The organism is Arthrobacter sp. P1_B11 (assembly GCF_056406715.1).
In genome coordinates, this window is sequence record NZ_JBFTZQ010000035.1 from 1 (window position 1) to 15151 (window position 15151).

Sequence of the window (15151 nt, forward strand, 5' to 3'; positions counted from 1 at the left end):
TCCGGGTGGAAGCCTTCGAGGCCTTCGAGGCCGAGCAGGATCGCGGTCATGGTGCCGTGGCCGTGGCCCGTGGCCGCCAGCGAACCGTACAGGTCCACCCGCAACGACGCCACCCGGTCCAGGTCTCCGGAAGCCTTAAGCTCCTCGGCAAACACCGCGGCAGCACGCATGGGGCCCACCGTGTGTGAACTGGACGGGCCTATTCCGATGGAGAAGAGGTCAAAGACTCCAACAGCCATTGTCGGTTCCTAACTAGGTCTTGCTGTGGCCCGGCAGATGGTCCTGCCGGATGACTGAGTGGCCGCGGGTCGCGGCTTGCAGCCGGTCAGTACGGCAGCGGGCGGCAGCTAGTGGCGGCCGCCCGCCGCCGTGCTGTTTTAATCCACGCTACGCGGTTTTTGCCGCGGCGAGGTCGAAGCGCTTACAGCTCGCCGCCGTTCTTTGAAGCGTATTCCTCGGCCGACAGCAGCGGGCCCTCCGATTCGGCGGCGACCTTGAACAGCCAGCCGGCGCCGTACGGATCGCTGTTGATCAGGGCCGGATCGTCGACGACGGCGGGGTTGATTTCCGTGACCTCGCCAGTCACCGGCGAGTACAGGTCCGAGACGGATTTGGTGGACTCCACCTCGCCGCAGGTTTCCCCCGCCGTCACCGGGAAACCAACCTCGGGCAGGTCCACGTACACGATGTCGCCGAGGGCGTCCGTGGCCACGGCGGAGATGCCGATGGACACAACGTTCCCGGCCTCGCGCGCAACCCACTCGTGCTCGTCGGAGTACTGCAGTTCACGGGCAACTTTTGCCATGTGTTTTTCCTTTACTCTTGAAATCTTGGTGCTAAATCAGTTGTGCTGGGCTGATGCGGACAGTGGCCGGGTTGGGCGGCGGATGAGCGAATTCCTCCGCGTGCTCGGTCGCGAGGGCGCCCGCTGAGCGGACGCGACGCTCCCTTAGACGCACGCTTCCGGAATCCCCTCACCCGCCGACCAGCACTTCAGTTTGGGGGCCAACAGTTCTCCGGAAAGAAACAGTGGCTCTACTAGATCGATCGGGTCCGAGCTACTTGTGGGCCTAAAGAGTTTCGACAGGCTCAAGCAGCGCTAGGTGACTTGCCCTCGAGGGGCCGGCTGGCCGGGGTTTTCGAAAGCGTGCGTCAAAGCGACGAAGGAGCAGCACGCGTGAAAACCGGGGCCAGCCGGCCACGGAGCCAACCACGGCCCCGGGACCAGGGGTTTCGACAAGCTCAACCAGCGGAGACGGGCCTACTTTGAGCGCTTGTAGAAAGGCAGTGCGACGACTTCGAACGGCTCCGTTTTGCCGCGCAGGTCGATGTCCAGGGCCGTGCCGGGTTCGGTGAACTCGACGTCGACGTAGGCCATCGCGACCGGGTAGCCGAGGGTGGGGCTGGGCTGGCCGGAGGTGACTTCGCCTATGACGTTGCCGTCCTTGAGCACCGGGTAGTGGCCGCGGCCGGCACGGCGCCCGAGCCCCTTGAGGCCCACCAGCTTACGGCCAGTGGTGGAACCGGTGCCGGCTGCCTTGAGCGCGCTCAGCGCCGCCTTGCCCACGAAGTCGCCATCCTTGGACAGCGCGACGACGGGGCCCAGGCCGGCGGCGAAGGGGTCCCCTTCGAGGGAAAGCTCGTTGCCGTACAGCGGCATTCCGGCTTCGAGGCGGAGCGAATCGCGGGAGGCGAGTCCCGCAGGCGTCAGCTCCCCTTCGTCCGCAATGGCGACGATGGCCTGCCAGAGGGCGGCGGCGTCGTCGTTGTTCACGAAGATCTCGAAGCCGTCCTCGCCGGTGTAGCCCGTGCGGGCGAGCAGAAGTTCCTGGCTCGCACCGCCCACCAGGAAAGGAACTTCCACGGCGGCGTAGTACTTCAGGCCGGTGACGAGCTCGTGCTGCGCGGCGGGAACCAGGCGGAGGAGGATTTCCTCGGCCTTGGGACCCTGGACAGCGATCAGCGACGTGGCGGCGGAGACGTCCTCAACCACGGCGTCGAACCCGGCGGAACGCTCGGCGAGGGCCTGGGCAACCACCTGGGCGTTGCCGGCGTTGGGCACCACAAGGAACCTGTCCGTACCGCCTTGTGCGGTGTCCGCAGTAGCGGGCCGGCGGTACACGATGAGGTCGTCGATGATGCCGCCGTCTTCCTTACAGATCAGCGAGTACTTGGCCTTGCCGACGGCCATCGCCGAAATCTTGCCGACGAGCGCGTAGTCCAGGAAGGCTGCGGCGTCCGGGCCGGTCACCCAGACTTCACCCATGTGGGACAGGTCGAAGATGCCTGCCGCGCTGCGGACGGCGCGGTGTTCGGCCAGCTCGGAGCTGTACTTGAGCGGCATCTGCCACCCGCCGAAGTCGGTGAAGGAGGCGCCGAGCTTCTTGTGCTCTTCGTAAAGGGCGGTGTAATTCTCAGACATCGGCGGATCCTCAGTTTTCAAATTCGGAAAGCGGCGGGCAGGAGCAGATCAGGTTGCGGTCGCCCAGAGCGCCGTCGATCCGGCCCACGGGCGGGAAGTACTTGTCCTGCTTGAGGGAGTGCACCGGGAACACTGCCTGTTCGCGCGGGTATTCGCGGGCCCAGTCGGAGCTGATGACGGCGGCGGCGGTGTGCGGGGAGTTGCGCAGCGGGCTGTCCGCCACGCTGAAGTCGCCGTTGGCCACCTGGTCGATTTCAGCCCGGATGGAGATCATGGCCGTGATGAAGCGGTCGATTTCGTCCAGGTCTTCGGACTCCGTGGGCTCCACCATCAGCGTGCCGGCAACAGGGAACGCCAGGGTAGGTGCGTGGAAGCCGTAGTCGATGAGGCGCTTGGCAACGTCCTCCGCCGTGACGCCGGTCCTGGCGGTGAGCTCGCGCAGGTCCAGGATGCACTCGTGGGCCACGAGCCCGCCCTCGCCCGTGTACAGCACCGGGAAGAAGTCGTTCAGGCGCGCCGCAATGTAGTTCGCGGCGAGCAGCGCGGACTTGGTGGCGTCGGTCAGGCCGCTGCCGCCCATGAGCTTCACGTAAGCCCAGGAGATCGGCAGGACGCCTGCTGATCCGTAGTTCGAAGCGGAGATGGGCACGTCATTACCTTCGGTCCAGGTCGCGGCGTTGCCGGGCATGAACGGCGCCAGGTGGGCCTTGGCAGCGACCGGACCGACGCCCGGGCCGCCGCCGCCGTGCGGGATGCAGAAGGTCTTGTGCAGGTTCAGGTGCGAGACGTCGCCGCCGAATTTGCCCGGCTGGGCGAGCCCCACGAGGGCGTTGAGGTTGGCGCCGTCGATGTAGACCTGCCCGCCGGCTGCGTGTATGGCGTCGCAGACTTCCCGGACATCGGCGTCGTACACGCCGTGGGTGGACGGGTAGGTGATCATGATCGCGGACAGTGCGTCCTTGTGCAGCTCGATCTTGGCGTTGAGGTCGGCGTGGTCGATCGTGCCATCTGCCGCCGTGGCCACAACAACAACCTTCATTCCGGCCAGGACGGCCGAGGCCGCGTTCGTGCCGTGGGCGGAGGCCGGGATCAGGCAGATGTTGCGCTGGTCATCGCCGCGTGAACGGTGGTAGCCGCGGATGGCCAGCAGGCCCGCGAGCTCGCCCTGGGAACCGGCGTTGGGCTGGATGGACACCTGGTCATAGCCGGTGATCTCGGTCAGCTGCGCTTCAAGATCTGCAATCAGTTCGCGCCAGCCCTCGGTCTGGGAATCCGGGGCAAACGGATGGATGGACGCGAACTCCGGCCAGGAGATCGCTTCCATTTCGGCCGTCGCGTTCAGCTTCATGGTGCACGAACCCAGCGGGATCATGGTGCGGTCCAGCGCGAGGTCGCGGTCGGACAGCCGGCGCACGTAGCGCAGCAGCTGGGTCTCGGAGCGGTGGGTGTTGAACACCGGATGCTGCAGGTACTCGGAAGAGCGTTCGACGGCGGCGTCCAGGGAAAAAGCGTCCGTCGCCTCAACGGCCGTGGCACCGAAGGCGCCGAGGACGTCCTCGACAATTGCCGCCGTCGTCGTTTCATCGGTGGAGATGCCCACGGTGTCCGCGTCGATGCTGCGGAGGTTGATGCCCTTGGCCTCGGCCGCGGCGATGATGTCCGCCGCCTTGCCCGGCACAGACACGCTCACGGTGTCGAAGAAGCTGGTGTGGAGGACGACCAGCCCGGCAGCCTTCAGCGAGGTGGCGAGGGTCCTGGCGTGGCGGTGAGCGGTTTCGGCAATCGCTTTCAGCCCGTCCGGACCGTGGTACACGGCGTACATCGAGGCGACGATGGCCAGCAGGGCCTGCGCGGTGCAGATGTTGGACGTCGCCTTTTCGCGGCGGATGTGCTGCTCACGGGTCTGCAGGGCCAGACGGTAGGCCGGAACTCCTGCAGAGTCCTTGGAGACGCCGACGAGGCGGCCCGGCATCGAGCGCTCGAGGCCTTTCTGGACTGCCATGTAGGCGGCGTGGGGTCCGCCGTAAAACAGAGGCACGCCGAGGCGCTGCGCCGAGCCGACGGCGATGTCCGCACCCTGCTCGCCCGGAGGGGTGATGAGCGTCAGTGAAAGGAGGTCCGCGGCAACCGTCACCAGTGCACCGCGCTCCTTGGCGGCAGCGATGACCTCGGAGTGGTCGAAGACGCGGCCGGAAACCCCGGGCTGCTGGAGGACAACGCCGTTAATGACGCCGTCAGGCAGTCCTTTGGAAAGGTCGGCGACCTCCACCTCAAAGCCGAGGGCCTCGGCGCGGCCCTTGACGATGGCGATGGTCTGCGGCAGGCAGTCGGCGTCGAGCACCGTCTTGCCGTCGTGGGCGGCCTTGTTCTTGTTGGCCCTGCGCATCATCAGCACGGCCTCGGCCACGGCGGTTGCTTCGTCCAGCAGCGAAGCGTTGGCGATGGGCAGCCCCACGAGGTCCTGCACCATGGTCTGGAAGTTCAGCAGCGCCTCGAGCCGGCCCTGGGAGATTTCCGGCTGGTACGGCGTGTAGGCCGTGTACCAGGCCGGGGCTTCGAGGATGTTGCGGCGGATCACCGGCGGGGTCACGGTGTCGTAGTAGCCCTGGCCGATCATCTGCACGGCCGTCTTGTTCTTCGCGGCAAGCTTGCGCAGCTCGGCGAGGGCTTCAACTTCGCTCAGGGCCGGGGCAAGCTCCAGCGGGGAGTCCTGCCGGATGTCTTTGGGAACTGCGGTATCAACCAGAGCATCAACGGTGTCGTAGCCGACAGCCTTGAGCATGGCGTCGACGTCGGCTTCACGGCGGGCGCCGATATGCCGGTCAACGAAGGACGTGGAGGCTGAATTGACAGTCAAGGGAACTCCATAACTAAGGCGGCGCAGGGTACGCCACATCGATCGGGTTCCTCCCCGCTCTGTATTGGACCTGAGAGTTTCCGCGTTGCTGTGGTTTGCGCACAGCCCCGCTTGCACCGTCGGTGAGCACAGCATGTCCTGATGTTTCGGGATGATCCCGGGACTCCAGACGGACAGCCTGCTACTTTCCAGAGTTGCCTTGCCGCGGCGGTACATGGGCCTGAGAGATTCCTGGGGAGGATTTGCTCCTACGGCGCCTGCTTGTACCTACTTGCAGAACTCTCCCGCCGCAGATCAAAGGCATATTCAGTTTGCGGTGACAACAGCCACAGAGGCTATTCTCCTATGTCCGGAACGCGTCCGCAAACTGTCTCGTAGCGGCCGGATGGTACTGCCGCCGGCGCTTTCAGCACCGGCCGGTCAGTCCCGGAGCCGCTCCAGCGCGGCAAGCAGGCTTTCGACGTCGGCGGCCGTCTCGGCAGCTGTCGCGGCCGGCCCGATCGACAACATCGCATTGAAATACAGGCCGTCCCCCATGTACAGGACCGCCTTCGCGAGCCCGGGCCCCACATCCTTGGCGATCTCATTGAGCCAGCGCTGCTGAATATGGGCGAAACGCCGCCGGGTCTCCTGATGGGCCACCTCTGCGAGCCGCGTTGCCGCCACAATGACGCGGTCCAGAGGGGTGTCTGCCCACACTGAGGATTTGATGAAGTAGGCGGCCGCACCTTCGGGTGCCGTGGCCATGGCCCGGGCATCGGCCTCGGCATGCTCGTCCAGGCGGTCCAGCAGGACCCCGATCAGGGCCTCCTTATTCGGGAAGTGGTAGAGCAGGCCCCCTTTGGAAACCCCAGCGCGCCCGGCCACGGCATCCAGGGTTGCTGCTCGCTCCCCTACTTCGATGAGGAGTGACTCAAAGGCGTCGAGGACGGCACTGCGCGCTACTGGTTTTCTGGCCATGGCTCCCATCATGCCTGTTCTGGTCATTCGCTTGATAACTATACCGTCCAGACGGTACAGTTAAGGCATGACCGCGTCCGCAGACCTCCAGCAGCAGAAGCCCATCACGCAAGCAGCAGCACAGCCCTCCCCCGCCAGCGGCGGAGCCCGCGACTGGCTTGCCCTGGGTCTGCTCATGTTTCCGGTCCTGCTCGTGGCCGTGGACAACACCGCACTGACCTTCGCCCTGCCGGCAATCGCGCGGAGCCTGGATACGTCCGGAGTGCAGCTGCTGTGGATCGTGGACGCCTACGCCCTGGTCCTGGCCGGTCTTCTGGTTGCCATGGGAAGCCTGGGTGACAGGATCGGGCGCCGCCGGCTGCTGCTGATTGGCACCATGGGATTCGCCGGAGTCTCGGCCGCCACAGCGTTCGCCCCAAGCGCCGAATGGCTAATTGCCGGCCGTGCCGCACTGGGCTTCTTTGGCGCCATGCTGATGCCGTCCACGCTCTCGCTCATCCGCAACATTTTTCCGGACCCCAACAGGCGCAGGCTGGCGGTCGCAATCTGGGCGGCAGGCTTCTCCGGCGGCGCAGCCCTCGGCCCGATTTTCGGCGGCTGGCTCGTGGAGCAGTTCTGGTGGGGCGCGGTCCTGCTCGTGGCCGCGCCCATCATGCTGCCGCTGCTCATCTTCGGCCCGTTCTTCATTCCGGAGTCCAGGGACCCCAGGCCGGGCCGGGTGGACATGCCCAGCATCCTGCTGTCAATGCTGACCATGGTGCCCATGGTCTACGGAATCAAGGAACTGGCCACCGAAGGACCGGGCGCACAGGCCCTGTCCATCATTGCCTTTGGCATGGCCATGGGCTTCGTCTTCGTTCGTCGCCAGCAGCGGCTCGCGTCCCCGCTGCTGGACCTGTCCCTGTTCAGGAACAGGGTGTTCAGCACGGCCATCACAGCCAACGTGCTGGCGCTGTTCTCCTTCAACGGCTTCATCCTCTTCCTGGCACAGCACCTGCAACTGCTGGAAGGGATGTCGCCCTCGGCGTCGGGGACCGCCATGCTGCCCGCACTGACGGCCACCGTGGTGGCGGGGCTTCTGGTGGTGCCGCTGGTCCGGAAGATTCGGCCCGGGTTCGTGGTGGCCGGCGGCCTGTCGCTGAGCGCGTCGGGCTACTCCCTGGTGGCTTTTGGCGACCACTCCGCCGGACCGGCCCTGCTGCTTGGTGCACTGCTCCTCCTTGCCCTCGGCGTGGGTGCCGCCGAAACAATCTCCAACGACCTGATCCTAGGCGCCGTGCCGCCCGCGAAATCCGGGGCCGCGGCGGCGATTTCCGAGACGGGCTACGAAGTGGGCTCACTGCTCGGTACGGCCGTTCTGGGATCGATCCTGACCGCCTCCTACCAGAGGCAGCTTGCACTGCCCGCAGCCGTAACCCAGGTGGCGCCCGCGGACTCCACGGACCGGGCCCGGGAAACCCTGGCGGGGGCCATGGAGCTTGCGGGAACGTTGCCGGCGCCGCTGTCCGAAGCCCTCGCCGCGGCCGCCCGGGCGGCCTTCGACTCGGGCGTCCACATCACGGCGGCCATCGCGCTGGTACTGATGGCGGGAGCGTCAGTCCTCTCCGCCGTCGTTCTCCGCCGGGTGCCGAGGGCCCGCTAAGGGACCGGCCGGTGGGCTGCCGAGGCCGCCTGCCGCCGGCCGGTCCCGCCGCCGGAAGGGCGACGGCGGAGGAGCGATGGCGGCCTGCCGCGGCCGCTGCTCAGTGGCCTTCGACGAAGGCCTGCAAGGCATCGAGCAGGCCGTCGGTTCCTTCCTTCCTCCCGGCCACCTGGTCAACCTCCGTGAAGTAGGCGCCCTGTTCGGTCAGCGTCAGCAGGGTACCGTCGCCCTCAGCCTGAAGCTCCACCGTGCTGAGCGAAACGGACGTGCGCTGGCCGTCCAGCAGCATCTCGTAGGTATAGACGATCCGCTCGTTGTCCACGATGTCGTAATAGAGGGCCTGCATGGTCGAAACGAAACCGCCCTCGGGCCCTCCGACGTCCGTCTCACGGCCGCCCTCCCGGAACTCGAGGCTTGATTCGCCCTGGTTCCACTCCGGCGGGCCGCCAAACCACTTCTTCTTGCTGGCGAAATCCGAGAACGCTTCAAAAACGCGCGACGGCGGGGCGTTGAGCGTGCGTGACAACGTGAAGCTGGCATGCGTGATGGGGGTGCTCATGGCGTACTCCTGGTTGTTGTTGTGGGTGGATCATCTGAATCAAGGAACGACTCGAGCCGGTCGAGGCGGCGTTCTTCAGCCGTCCGGCGCGCGCTGAGCCAGCCCTCCGCACGGCGGACGGCAGCGGGGACAATGGTGCAGCTGCGCACGCGTCCGATCTTTTCGCTGCGGACCAGGCCACTGCCCTCCAGGACCTGCAGGTGCTGGAGGATTGCCGGCAGGCTCATGGCAAACGGTCGGGCCAGCTGCGAGACTGACGCCGGGCCGTCGCAGAGGCGGATAAGGATCGCCCTCCGGGTGGGGTCGGCGAGCGCCTGGAACACGGAATCCAGGTCCGGATCCTCCGGCAGCTGATTGTTAAGCACATGCTTAAGTATTCTCCGCGGCGCCGGAAAGTCAAGGGTTCAAAGCACAAAACAGCCCCGGAGGAACTCCGGGGCTGTTCTGTCGGTTCCGCGGGCGTCGGCCGCCTGCGGATCTCAGATTTTTAGGCTGCGGTTACTTGCTGTCGGGCTGCGTGACGCTGGCCGAGGCCTTCATGTTCTCGGCACCCACCATCCAGGCGTACTGCTCCAGCTTTTCAATGAAGGCGTGCAGCAGGTCTGCGGTGGTGGGGTCCTCTTCATCCACCTCGTCATGGACCTTGCGCATGGTGCCCACTGCGGCCTCAAGCGCGGCGACGATCCGGTCGATCGCGTCCTTGGTGTTGATGAGGCCTTCCGGGAACTGGGCCAGGCTGGTGGACTTGGCCACCGTCTCGCTGCGGCCATCGGGCAGCGCGTGCAGGGCGCGCATCCGCTCCGCCATGTCGTCAGCAAACGCCCTGGCGGCATCGACAATCTCGTCCAGCTGCAGGTGAAGGTCCCTAAAGTTGGTCCCCACAATGTTCCAGTGCGCCTGCTTGCCCTGGATGTGCAGTTCGATCAGGTCCGCAAGCACGGCCTGCATGTTGTTGGTCAGTGTCGGTGAAGCTTTCATTCGTCCTCCTCGAGTGGTCCAGTAGCTCCGACGCTACCGCAGGCCGGGTCAGGGCAGGCAGGAGCAGGCCCAAAATTTCACGATCAGCTTACTTGCCATTTCTGTCATATATGAATGCTATTCAAATTGACCCTTGCCAGCCGGCGCCGGGCTGTGCATACTAAATGAACGTCATTCATTTAGTGACGGTCGTCTCTCTGGAGTAGTCATCATGATTGAAATCACCTGCCTCGATTCACCCTCCTCCCTGGCCCGGACAGTGCCGTCCGCGCGTCCGGCACTGCGGATCGGCGTCGTCCAGCACCGTTGGCACAGCAACGCCGCGGCTCTTCGCGCCGAACTGAACGACGGCATCGAGCGCGCAGCCCGCCTCGGCGCCACAGTTGTCTTCCTGCCGGAACTTACGCTGTCCCGCTATCCGGCGGACCAGATTCCGGACAACGATCTGTCCCTCGCCGGACAAACCAGGCCACGCCCCTCTGACGCGGCCGAGGACCTGCTCACCGGCCCCACCTTCCGCTTTGCCGCCGAGGCTGCCCGCAGGCACGGCATCTGCGTCCACGCCTCGCTCTACCAGCGGGCGGACAACCCCGACGGCTCGGACGACGGCTTGGGACTGAATACTTCCATCCTCGTGTCCCCCGGCGGCGAACTGCTCGCCAGCACGCACAAGCTGCACATCCCCGTCACCGCCGGCTACTACGAGGACCGGTTCTTCCGCCAGGGCCCGCCCGCGGGTGACGCCTACGAAGTCCACTCGCCTGCCGAACTCGGCGGCGCACGCCTCGGCATGCCCACCTGCTGGGACGAGTGGTTCCCCGAACTGGCCCGGCTGTACTCGCTCGGCGGGGCGGAACTGCTCGTCTATCCCACGGCCATCGGGTCCGAACCGCTGTTCCCGGAGTTCGACACCCAGCCCCTGTGGCAGCAGGTGATTGTGGGCAACGGCATCGCCAACGGCCTGTTCATGGTGGTCCCGAACCGCTGGGGCCAGGAGGGCAGCCTCAACTTCTACGGAACCTCCTTCATCTCCGACCCCTACGGCCGCATCCTGGCGCAGGCTCCGCGGAACGAGTCAGCCGTTCTCGTCGCGGACCTTGACCTGGACCAGCGCCAGGACTGGCTCACGCTGTTCCCGTTCCTGACCACCCGCCGCCCGGACACCTATGCCCGGCTCACCGAACCCGTCCGCCACGATGCACCGTTCGGGGACGAGGCGGGTCCCGCGATTTCGACCAGTTCAATCAGTGGTTATGCGCCTGCCGAGGTGACCGCATGAGCGCGTGGCGCATGCCCGCCGAAACGGCACGCCAGGACCGGCTCTGGATGGCGTTCCCCACGGGCGGCTACACCCTGGGCGACACAGCCGAAGAGGCGCACGCCGCGCGTTCCGTCTGGGCCGCCGTCGCCAATGCCGCCGTTGAGTTTGAGCCGGTCACCGTGGCGGTGGCCCCCGACGACGTCGATACCGCCGCGCGTTACCTCGATCCCGCCGTCGAGGTACTGACGGCGGAACTGAACGACGCCTGGATGCGGGACATCGGCCCCACCTTCGTGCTGGACGGCGCCGGCCGGCTTGGTGCGGTGGACTGGGTCTTCAACGGCTGGGGCGCCCAGGACTGGGCGCGGTGGGACAAGGACTCGCTCCTCGCCGCGGAAGTGGCCGGCCGGTCCGGCGCCCACCATCTCGTGTCCCGTCTGGTTAACGAAGGCGGCGGCATCCAGGTGGACGGCGAGGGAACCGTGCTGGTCACCGAGACCGTGCAGCTGGACCCGGGCCGCAATCCCGGGCTCACGAAACCGGAGATCGAAGCGGAGCTGGCCAGGACCGTCGGCGCCAGGCACGTTATCTGGGTTCCGCGCGGCCTCACCCGTGATTCGGAGCGGTTCGGCACCCGCGGACATGTGGACATCGTGGCCGCCATCCCCTCGCCAGGCACACTGCTGGTCCATTCACAGCAGGACCCGGCGCACCCGGATTTCGAGGTCAGCCGCGAGATCGTCAGCTTCCTGTCCACCACCCGGGACGCGGCCGGGCGTGAATGGAACATCATCGAGGTTCCGGCTCCCACGGTCCTCACGGACGCCGAGGGCTTCGTGGACTACAGCTACATCAACCATGTGGTGGTCAACGGCGGAGTCATCGCCTGCACCTTCTCCGATCCCAACGACGAGAAGGCCCTCCGCATCCTTGCCGACGCCTACCCCGGGCGCCGCGTGGTGGGCATCGACGCCCGCGAGCTCTTCGCCCGCGGGGGCGGCATCCACTGCATCACCCAGCAGCAGCCCGCTGCGTCCTGGAAAGGTCAGTCATGAGCCAAACCACCCGCGCCAGCGCACCGGCGGGCGATCCTGCCAGCGGCGCCGGCACAGACGCCCCGGGAACCGTGCACGGCATTACCGGGAAGGGACTGAAGGGCGGGCAGCTGGGCCTCCTCGCCGTCGTGGTTCTGGGCATTTCCACCATCGCGCCGGCCTACACGCTGACCAGCGCGCTGGGCCCCACCGTCAACGAGGCCGGGCTTCAGCTGCCGGTCATTTTCCTCATCGGCTTCATCCCCATGATCCTGGTGTCCCTCGCCTACCGGGAGCTGAACGCCGATTCCCCCGACAGCGGCACCACCTTCACCTGGGTGACCAAGGCCTTCGGCCCGTGGGTTGGCTGGATGGGCGGCTGGGGCCTGCTGGCCGCCAACATCATCGTGCTGTCCAACCTGGCCGGCGTGGCGGTGGACTTCTTCTATCTGTTCCTGGCCCAGCTGACCGGATCGCCGGAACTGGCGGACCTCGCGGCGAACAAGCCGCTGAACGTGGTCACGTGCTTCGTGTTCGTGGCGCTGGCGGTGTGGGTCAGCTACCGGGGCCTGCACACCACCAAGGTGGTCCAGTACGGGCTGGTCGGATTCCAGCTCCTGGTGCTGGGCCTGTTCGTGGGCATGGCGTTCGCGAACTGGTCCTCGTCCGGGACCGCCATCCCGTTCAGCTGGGAGTGGTTCGACGTCACCAAAATCGAGACGTTCGGCCAGATCGCCGCCGGCATTTCCCTGTCCATCTTTGTCTACTGGGGCTGGGACGTGTGCCTGACGGTGAACGAGGAGACCGCCAACGGCAAGAAAACGGCCGGGCTGGCAGGCACGCTGACCGCCGTCGTCGTCCTGGGCATCTACCTGCTGGTGACCATCGCAACCATGATGTTCGCCGGCGTCGGGGACACGGGCATCGGCCTGAACAACGAGGAGAACCACGCCAACGTCTTCACGGCCCTGGCCTCGCCCGCCATGGGTCCGTTCGCCATCCTGATGTCGCTGGCCGTGCTCTCCAGCTCGGCGGCCTCCCTGCAGTCCACGTTCACCTCGCCGTCACGGAGCCTTCTCGCCATGGCGCATTACGGCGCGCTGCCGGAGCGGTTCAGCCACCTCAGTAGGAAGTTTTCGACGCCGGGATTCGCCACTGTCGCCGCCGGCGCCTTTTCGGCGGTCTTCTACGCCGTGATGCATGTGATCAGCGAGAACGTCCTGAATGACACCATCCTGGCGCTGGGCCTGATGATCTGCTTCTACTACGGGCTCACGGCGTTCGCGTGCGCCTGGTACTTCCGCAACAGCGTCTTCAGCAGCGCACGCAACTTCGTCTTCCGGCTGTTGTGCCCGCTGCTGGGCGGCCTGGGGCTGTTGGTGGTCTTCCTGCAGACCGCCGCGGACAGCTGGGCGCCGGAGTTCGGCAGCGGTTCCGAGGTCTTCGGCGTGGGGCTCGTGTTCGTCCTCGGGATCGGCATCCTGGCCCTGGGCGTGGTGTTCATGCTGATCATGGCCAGGCTGCGGCCGGGGTTCTTCCGCGGCGAAACCATCCGCCAGGACACGCCGGCACTCGTGGTGCCCGACTAGGCGTGGCAGGAGCCGAGTGGTGCCAGTGGCCGGGTTCCACCCTCGTTCGGGCTTGGCGGGCACCGACGGAATCCGCTTAATGCGGGCTTCGGAGAAGGCAGGGCGGCGTTACAGCCACCCTGCCCTCTCCCCATGGGCGCTCTTCCCACGCCCGACTTTCGGGCTGCCTGTTGCGACGGAGTGCGGGAAGAGCGCCCATCTGTGCCGGTCATAGGGCCGGCGGTCGGTGATGATGGTCCAATCGGGGACCAGTTGTTCGTCCCTGGAACGCTAGTCCCGGGGCCTATCGCAAAAAGTGCAGTGAACCGTGCCCTACGCCAGGACTCCGGCTCGCCGCCCGAAGACACATCCGGCAGCAAGTCCGGTGCCGCCGGGGTAGTTGACGCTGAATAGTCCGCCGAGCATTTCACCTGCCACGAACAGGCCTTCGATGTGCTTGCCGTCTGCGTCCAGGACGCGGCCGTGGGTGTCGGACTTGATGCCACCGAAGGTGAACGTGATTCCGCAGGTGACGCCGTAGGCGTAGAAGGGTCCGGTTTCGATGGGGGCGGCCCAGTTGCTCTTGACCGGTTCGGTGGCGGCCTTCCGGCCATCCTTAATGTTGGGGTCGAACGGGATGGAGCGCTCGATCGAGTTGTTGAAGTCCGTCACGGTTTTGGACAGGCTTTCCGGGTCGATGCCGATTTTGACGGCCAGGTCCTCGAGGGTGTCGGCGACCTCAACGGAGATGCCGGGCATCTCGTATTCTTCGCTGCGCAGCATGGGCCGAAGGCCGGCGTCGAAGATCTGGTACGCAACCGAGCCGGGCTGCTTGAGGATTTCCTTGCCGTACTTGGCGTAGGTGTAGTTCCGGAAGTCCGCGCCCTCGTCCAGAAAACGCTTGCCGTCGGTGTTGACGATGATTCCAAACGGGTAGCTTTGCCGGGTGAGGCGGTTGGTGAGTTCGCGGTTGCTTTCGTTGGTGGCGGTGAAGGCATCCCACTGGACGCTGTGGCAGGTGCCCCAGTCTCCGCCCTTGGTGGCGCCGATCTCCAACGCTGCGGCGATCATGTCGCCGGTGTTGTAGGGCGTGCCGCGTACCTTGGCGTTTTCCCAGCCTTCGCCCAAGTACTCCCGCCGACGCTTCGGGTCGGCCTCGAAGCCTCCGGCGGTGAGGATCACGGATTCTGCCGTCAGGCGCAGCTTCCCTTCAGAGGTGTTGACGACGACGCCGGCTACACGGCCGTTCTCAACGATGAGGCTTTGGGCCGCGTGGCCGTACCTGACTTCGATGCCCAGCTCTGCAGCTACCCGGGTGTGGTCTTCGATCAGGCCTTCGCCGCCGCCCACGTTTCCCACGTGCAGGCCGCCCCAGAAGAGGTAGGACCCGTCGGCACGCTCGAAGGCCTGGCGTTCGTACATCAGGCGGTACTTCAGGCCCAGCCCGTTGAGCCAGCGAAGGGTGGACTGGCTCTCGGCAATGAGGACTTCCGTCAGTGCCGGGTCGTTCCGGCCTTCGGTGACCTTTGCCAGGTCTGATGCGTATTCTTCAGCACTGTAGGGCGGAACGACGGTCCGGCTGTGCCGTTCGTCCGGTTCCACGAGCCCTTGGAGGTCATCCAGGCCGTTGTGCACGATGCGAGTGGCGCCGGCGGTGTAGAAGCTGTTGCCGCCAGCCATGTCTTTGGTGCCCTTTTCGAGCAGGATGACTTTTCGTCCGCGGACGGCAGCGGCGTGGGCCGCTGTGAAGCCGGCGTTGCCGCCACCGACGACGATCACGTCGGCCTTTGTGAGGTTTGCAGCTGCGGATTCGTTCTGATCAGCCATTGTTCTTTGTCTCCTTAATTTGTGAATTCATAAGTATTCGTCT

Annotated in this window: 13 protein-coding genes and 1 riboswitch; of the genes, 4 read left to right on the top strand and 9 right to left on the bottom strand. The window is 65.9% G+C overall.

Translation table 11 applies throughout. The features are described 5' to 3' along the window. The 5 genes from AC1D14_RS20100 to AC1D14_RS20120 form a co-directional block, all read right to left on the bottom strand. A partial coding sequence (locus tag AC1D14_RS20100; RefSeq protein ID WP_476969086.1) for a serine dehydratase beta chain occupies positions 1 to 239 on the bottom strand: 239 nt, incomplete at its 3' end. Positions 240 to 421: 182 nt separating this feature from the next. Further along, entirely contained in the window at positions 422 to 805 is a 384-nt protein-coding gene (gene gcvH / locus AC1D14_RS20105) for a glycine cleavage system protein GcvH (RefSeq protein ID WP_230119778.1), read from the bottom strand. A gap of 456 nt (positions 806 to 1261) precedes the next feature. Next, a complete protein-coding gene (gcvT, locus tag AC1D14_RS20110; RefSeq protein ID WP_230119777.1) occupies positions 1262 to 2422 on the bottom strand; it encodes a glycine cleavage system aminomethyltransferase GcvT in 1161 nt (386 codons plus the stop codon). A gap of 10 nt (positions 2423 to 2432) precedes the next feature. Next, the gene (gcvP, locus tag AC1D14_RS20115; RefSeq protein WP_230119776.1) at positions 2433 to 5279 is read right to left on the bottom strand and encodes an aminomethyl-transferring glycine dehydrogenase; all 2847 of its coding nucleotides are present in this window, start codon (positions 5277 to 5279) and stop codon (positions 2433 to 2435) included. 198 nt (positions 5280 to 5477) lie between these two features. Beyond that, positions 5478 to 5576: riboswitch (glycine riboswitch) on the bottom strand. Between the two features lie 123 nt (positions 5577 to 5699). Continuing rightward, positions 5700 to 6239 (bottom strand): TetR/AcrR family transcriptional regulator, encoded by a 540-nt coding sequence (locus tag AC1D14_RS20120; protein ID WP_230119780.1) that lies wholly within the window; start codon positions 6237 to 6239, stop codon positions 5700 to 5702. A 67-nt stretch (positions 6240 to 6306) separates the two neighbouring features. Between AC1D14_RS20120 and AC1D14_RS20125 the strand changes: the two genes are divergently transcribed. After that, complete coding sequence (locus AC1D14_RS20125; RefSeq protein WP_230119775.1) at positions 6307 to 7881, top strand: MFS transporter; 1575 nt, start codon at positions 6307 to 6309, stop codon at positions 7879 to 7881. Positions 7882 to 7981: 100 nt separating this feature from the next. Here the strand turns inward: AC1D14_RS20125 and AC1D14_RS20130 are convergent, their stop codons facing one another. The 3 genes from AC1D14_RS20130 to AC1D14_RS20140 form a co-directional block, all read right to left on the bottom strand. Beyond that, positions 7982 to 8440 carry an SRPBCC family protein gene (locus tag AC1D14_RS20130; RefSeq protein ID WP_230119774.1) on the bottom strand — a complete coding sequence of 153 codons (459 nt, stop codon included), beginning with the start codon at positions 8438 to 8440 and terminating at the stop codon, positions 7982 to 7984. Then, on the bottom strand, positions 8437 to 8805 hold the full coding sequence (locus AC1D14_RS20135) for an ArsR/SmtB family transcription factor (protein WP_230119773.1): 369 nt from the start codon (positions 8803 to 8805) through the stop codon (positions 8437 to 8439). The genes AC1D14_RS20130 and AC1D14_RS20135 overlap by 4 nt, the downstream gene beginning before the upstream one ends. A gap of 133 nt (positions 8806 to 8938) precedes the next feature. After that, the gene (locus AC1D14_RS20140; RefSeq protein ID WP_230119772.1) at positions 8939 to 9418 is read right to left on the bottom strand and encodes a Dps family protein; all 480 of its coding nucleotides are present in this window, start codon (positions 9416 to 9418) and stop codon (positions 8939 to 8941) included. A gap of 211 nt (positions 9419 to 9629) precedes the next feature. Between AC1D14_RS20140 and AC1D14_RS20145 the strand changes: the two genes are divergently transcribed. The 3 genes from AC1D14_RS20145 to AC1D14_RS20155 are packed head-to-tail and all read left to right on the top strand — an operon-like array spanning position 9630 to position 13302. Beyond that, positions 9630 to 10697, top strand: a complete 1068-nt coding sequence (locus tag AC1D14_RS20145; protein ID WP_230119771.1) for a nitrilase-related carbon-nitrogen hydrolase — start codon at positions 9630 to 9632, stop codon at positions 10695 to 10697. After that, positions 10694 to 11734, top strand: coding sequence for an agmatine deiminase family protein (locus AC1D14_RS20150; protein WP_230119770.1), 1041 nt, complete (start codon positions 10694 to 10696; stop codon positions 11732 to 11734). Before AC1D14_RS20145 ends, AC1D14_RS20150 begins: the two co-directional genes overlap by 4 nt. Beyond that, positions 11731 to 13302 carry an APC family permease gene (locus AC1D14_RS20155; RefSeq protein WP_230119769.1) on the top strand — a complete coding sequence of 524 codons (1572 nt, stop codon included), beginning with the start codon at positions 11731 to 11733 and terminating at the stop codon, positions 13300 to 13302. Before AC1D14_RS20150 ends, AC1D14_RS20155 begins: the two co-directional genes overlap by 4 nt. A 312-nt stretch (positions 13303 to 13614) precedes the next feature. On the opposite strand, the gene tcuA is transcribed toward AC1D14_RS20155, so the two are convergent. After that, positions 13615 to 15108: an FAD-dependent tricarballylate dehydrogenase TcuA gene (gene tcuA, locus AC1D14_RS20160; RefSeq protein ID WP_230119768.1), complete on the bottom strand. Its 1494-nt coding sequence runs from the start codon at positions 15106 to 15108 to the stop codon at positions 13615 to 13617. Positions 15109 to 15151 lie beyond the last annotated feature (43 nt).

Excerpts from the sequence above, each read along its gene's own strand:
- gcvH (WP_230119778.1), bottom strand. The coding sequence starts at position 805 with ATGGCAAAAGTTGCCCGTGAACTGCAGTACTCCGACGAGCACGAGTGG.
- gcvT (WP_230119777.1), bottom strand. The coding sequence starts at position 2,422 with ATGTCTGAGAATTACACCGCCCTTTACGAAGAGCACAAGAAGCTCGGC.
- AC1D14_RS20120 (WP_230119780.1), bottom strand. The coding sequence starts at position 6,239 with ATGGCCAGAAAACCAGTAGCGCGCAGTGCCGTCCTCGACGCCTTTGAG.
- AC1D14_RS20125 (WP_230119775.1), top strand. The coding sequence starts at position 6,307 with ATGACCGCGTCCGCAGACCTCCAGCAGCAGAAGCCCATCACGCAAGCA.
- AC1D14_RS20130 (WP_230119774.1), bottom strand. The coding sequence starts at position 8,440 with ATGAGCACCCCCATCACGCATGCCAGCTTCACGTTGTCACGCACGCTC.
- AC1D14_RS20140 (WP_230119772.1), bottom strand. The coding sequence starts at position 9,418 with ATGAAAGCTTCACCGACACTGACCAACAACATGCAGGCCGTGCTTGCG.
- AC1D14_RS20145 (WP_230119771.1), top strand. The coding sequence starts at position 9,630 with ATGATTGAAATCACCTGCCTCGATTCACCCTCCTCCCTGGCCCGGACA.
- AC1D14_RS20150 (WP_230119770.1), top strand. The coding sequence starts at position 10,694 with ATGAGCGCGTGGCGCATGCCCGCCGAAACGGCACGCCAGGACCGGCTC.
- AC1D14_RS20155 (WP_230119769.1), top strand. The coding sequence starts at position 11,731 with ATGAGCCAAACCACCCGCGCCAGCGCACCGGCGGGCGATCCTGCCAGC.
- tcuA (WP_230119768.1), bottom strand. The coding sequence starts at position 15,108 with ATGGCTGATCAGAACGAATCCGCAGCTGCAAACCTCACAAAGGCCGAC.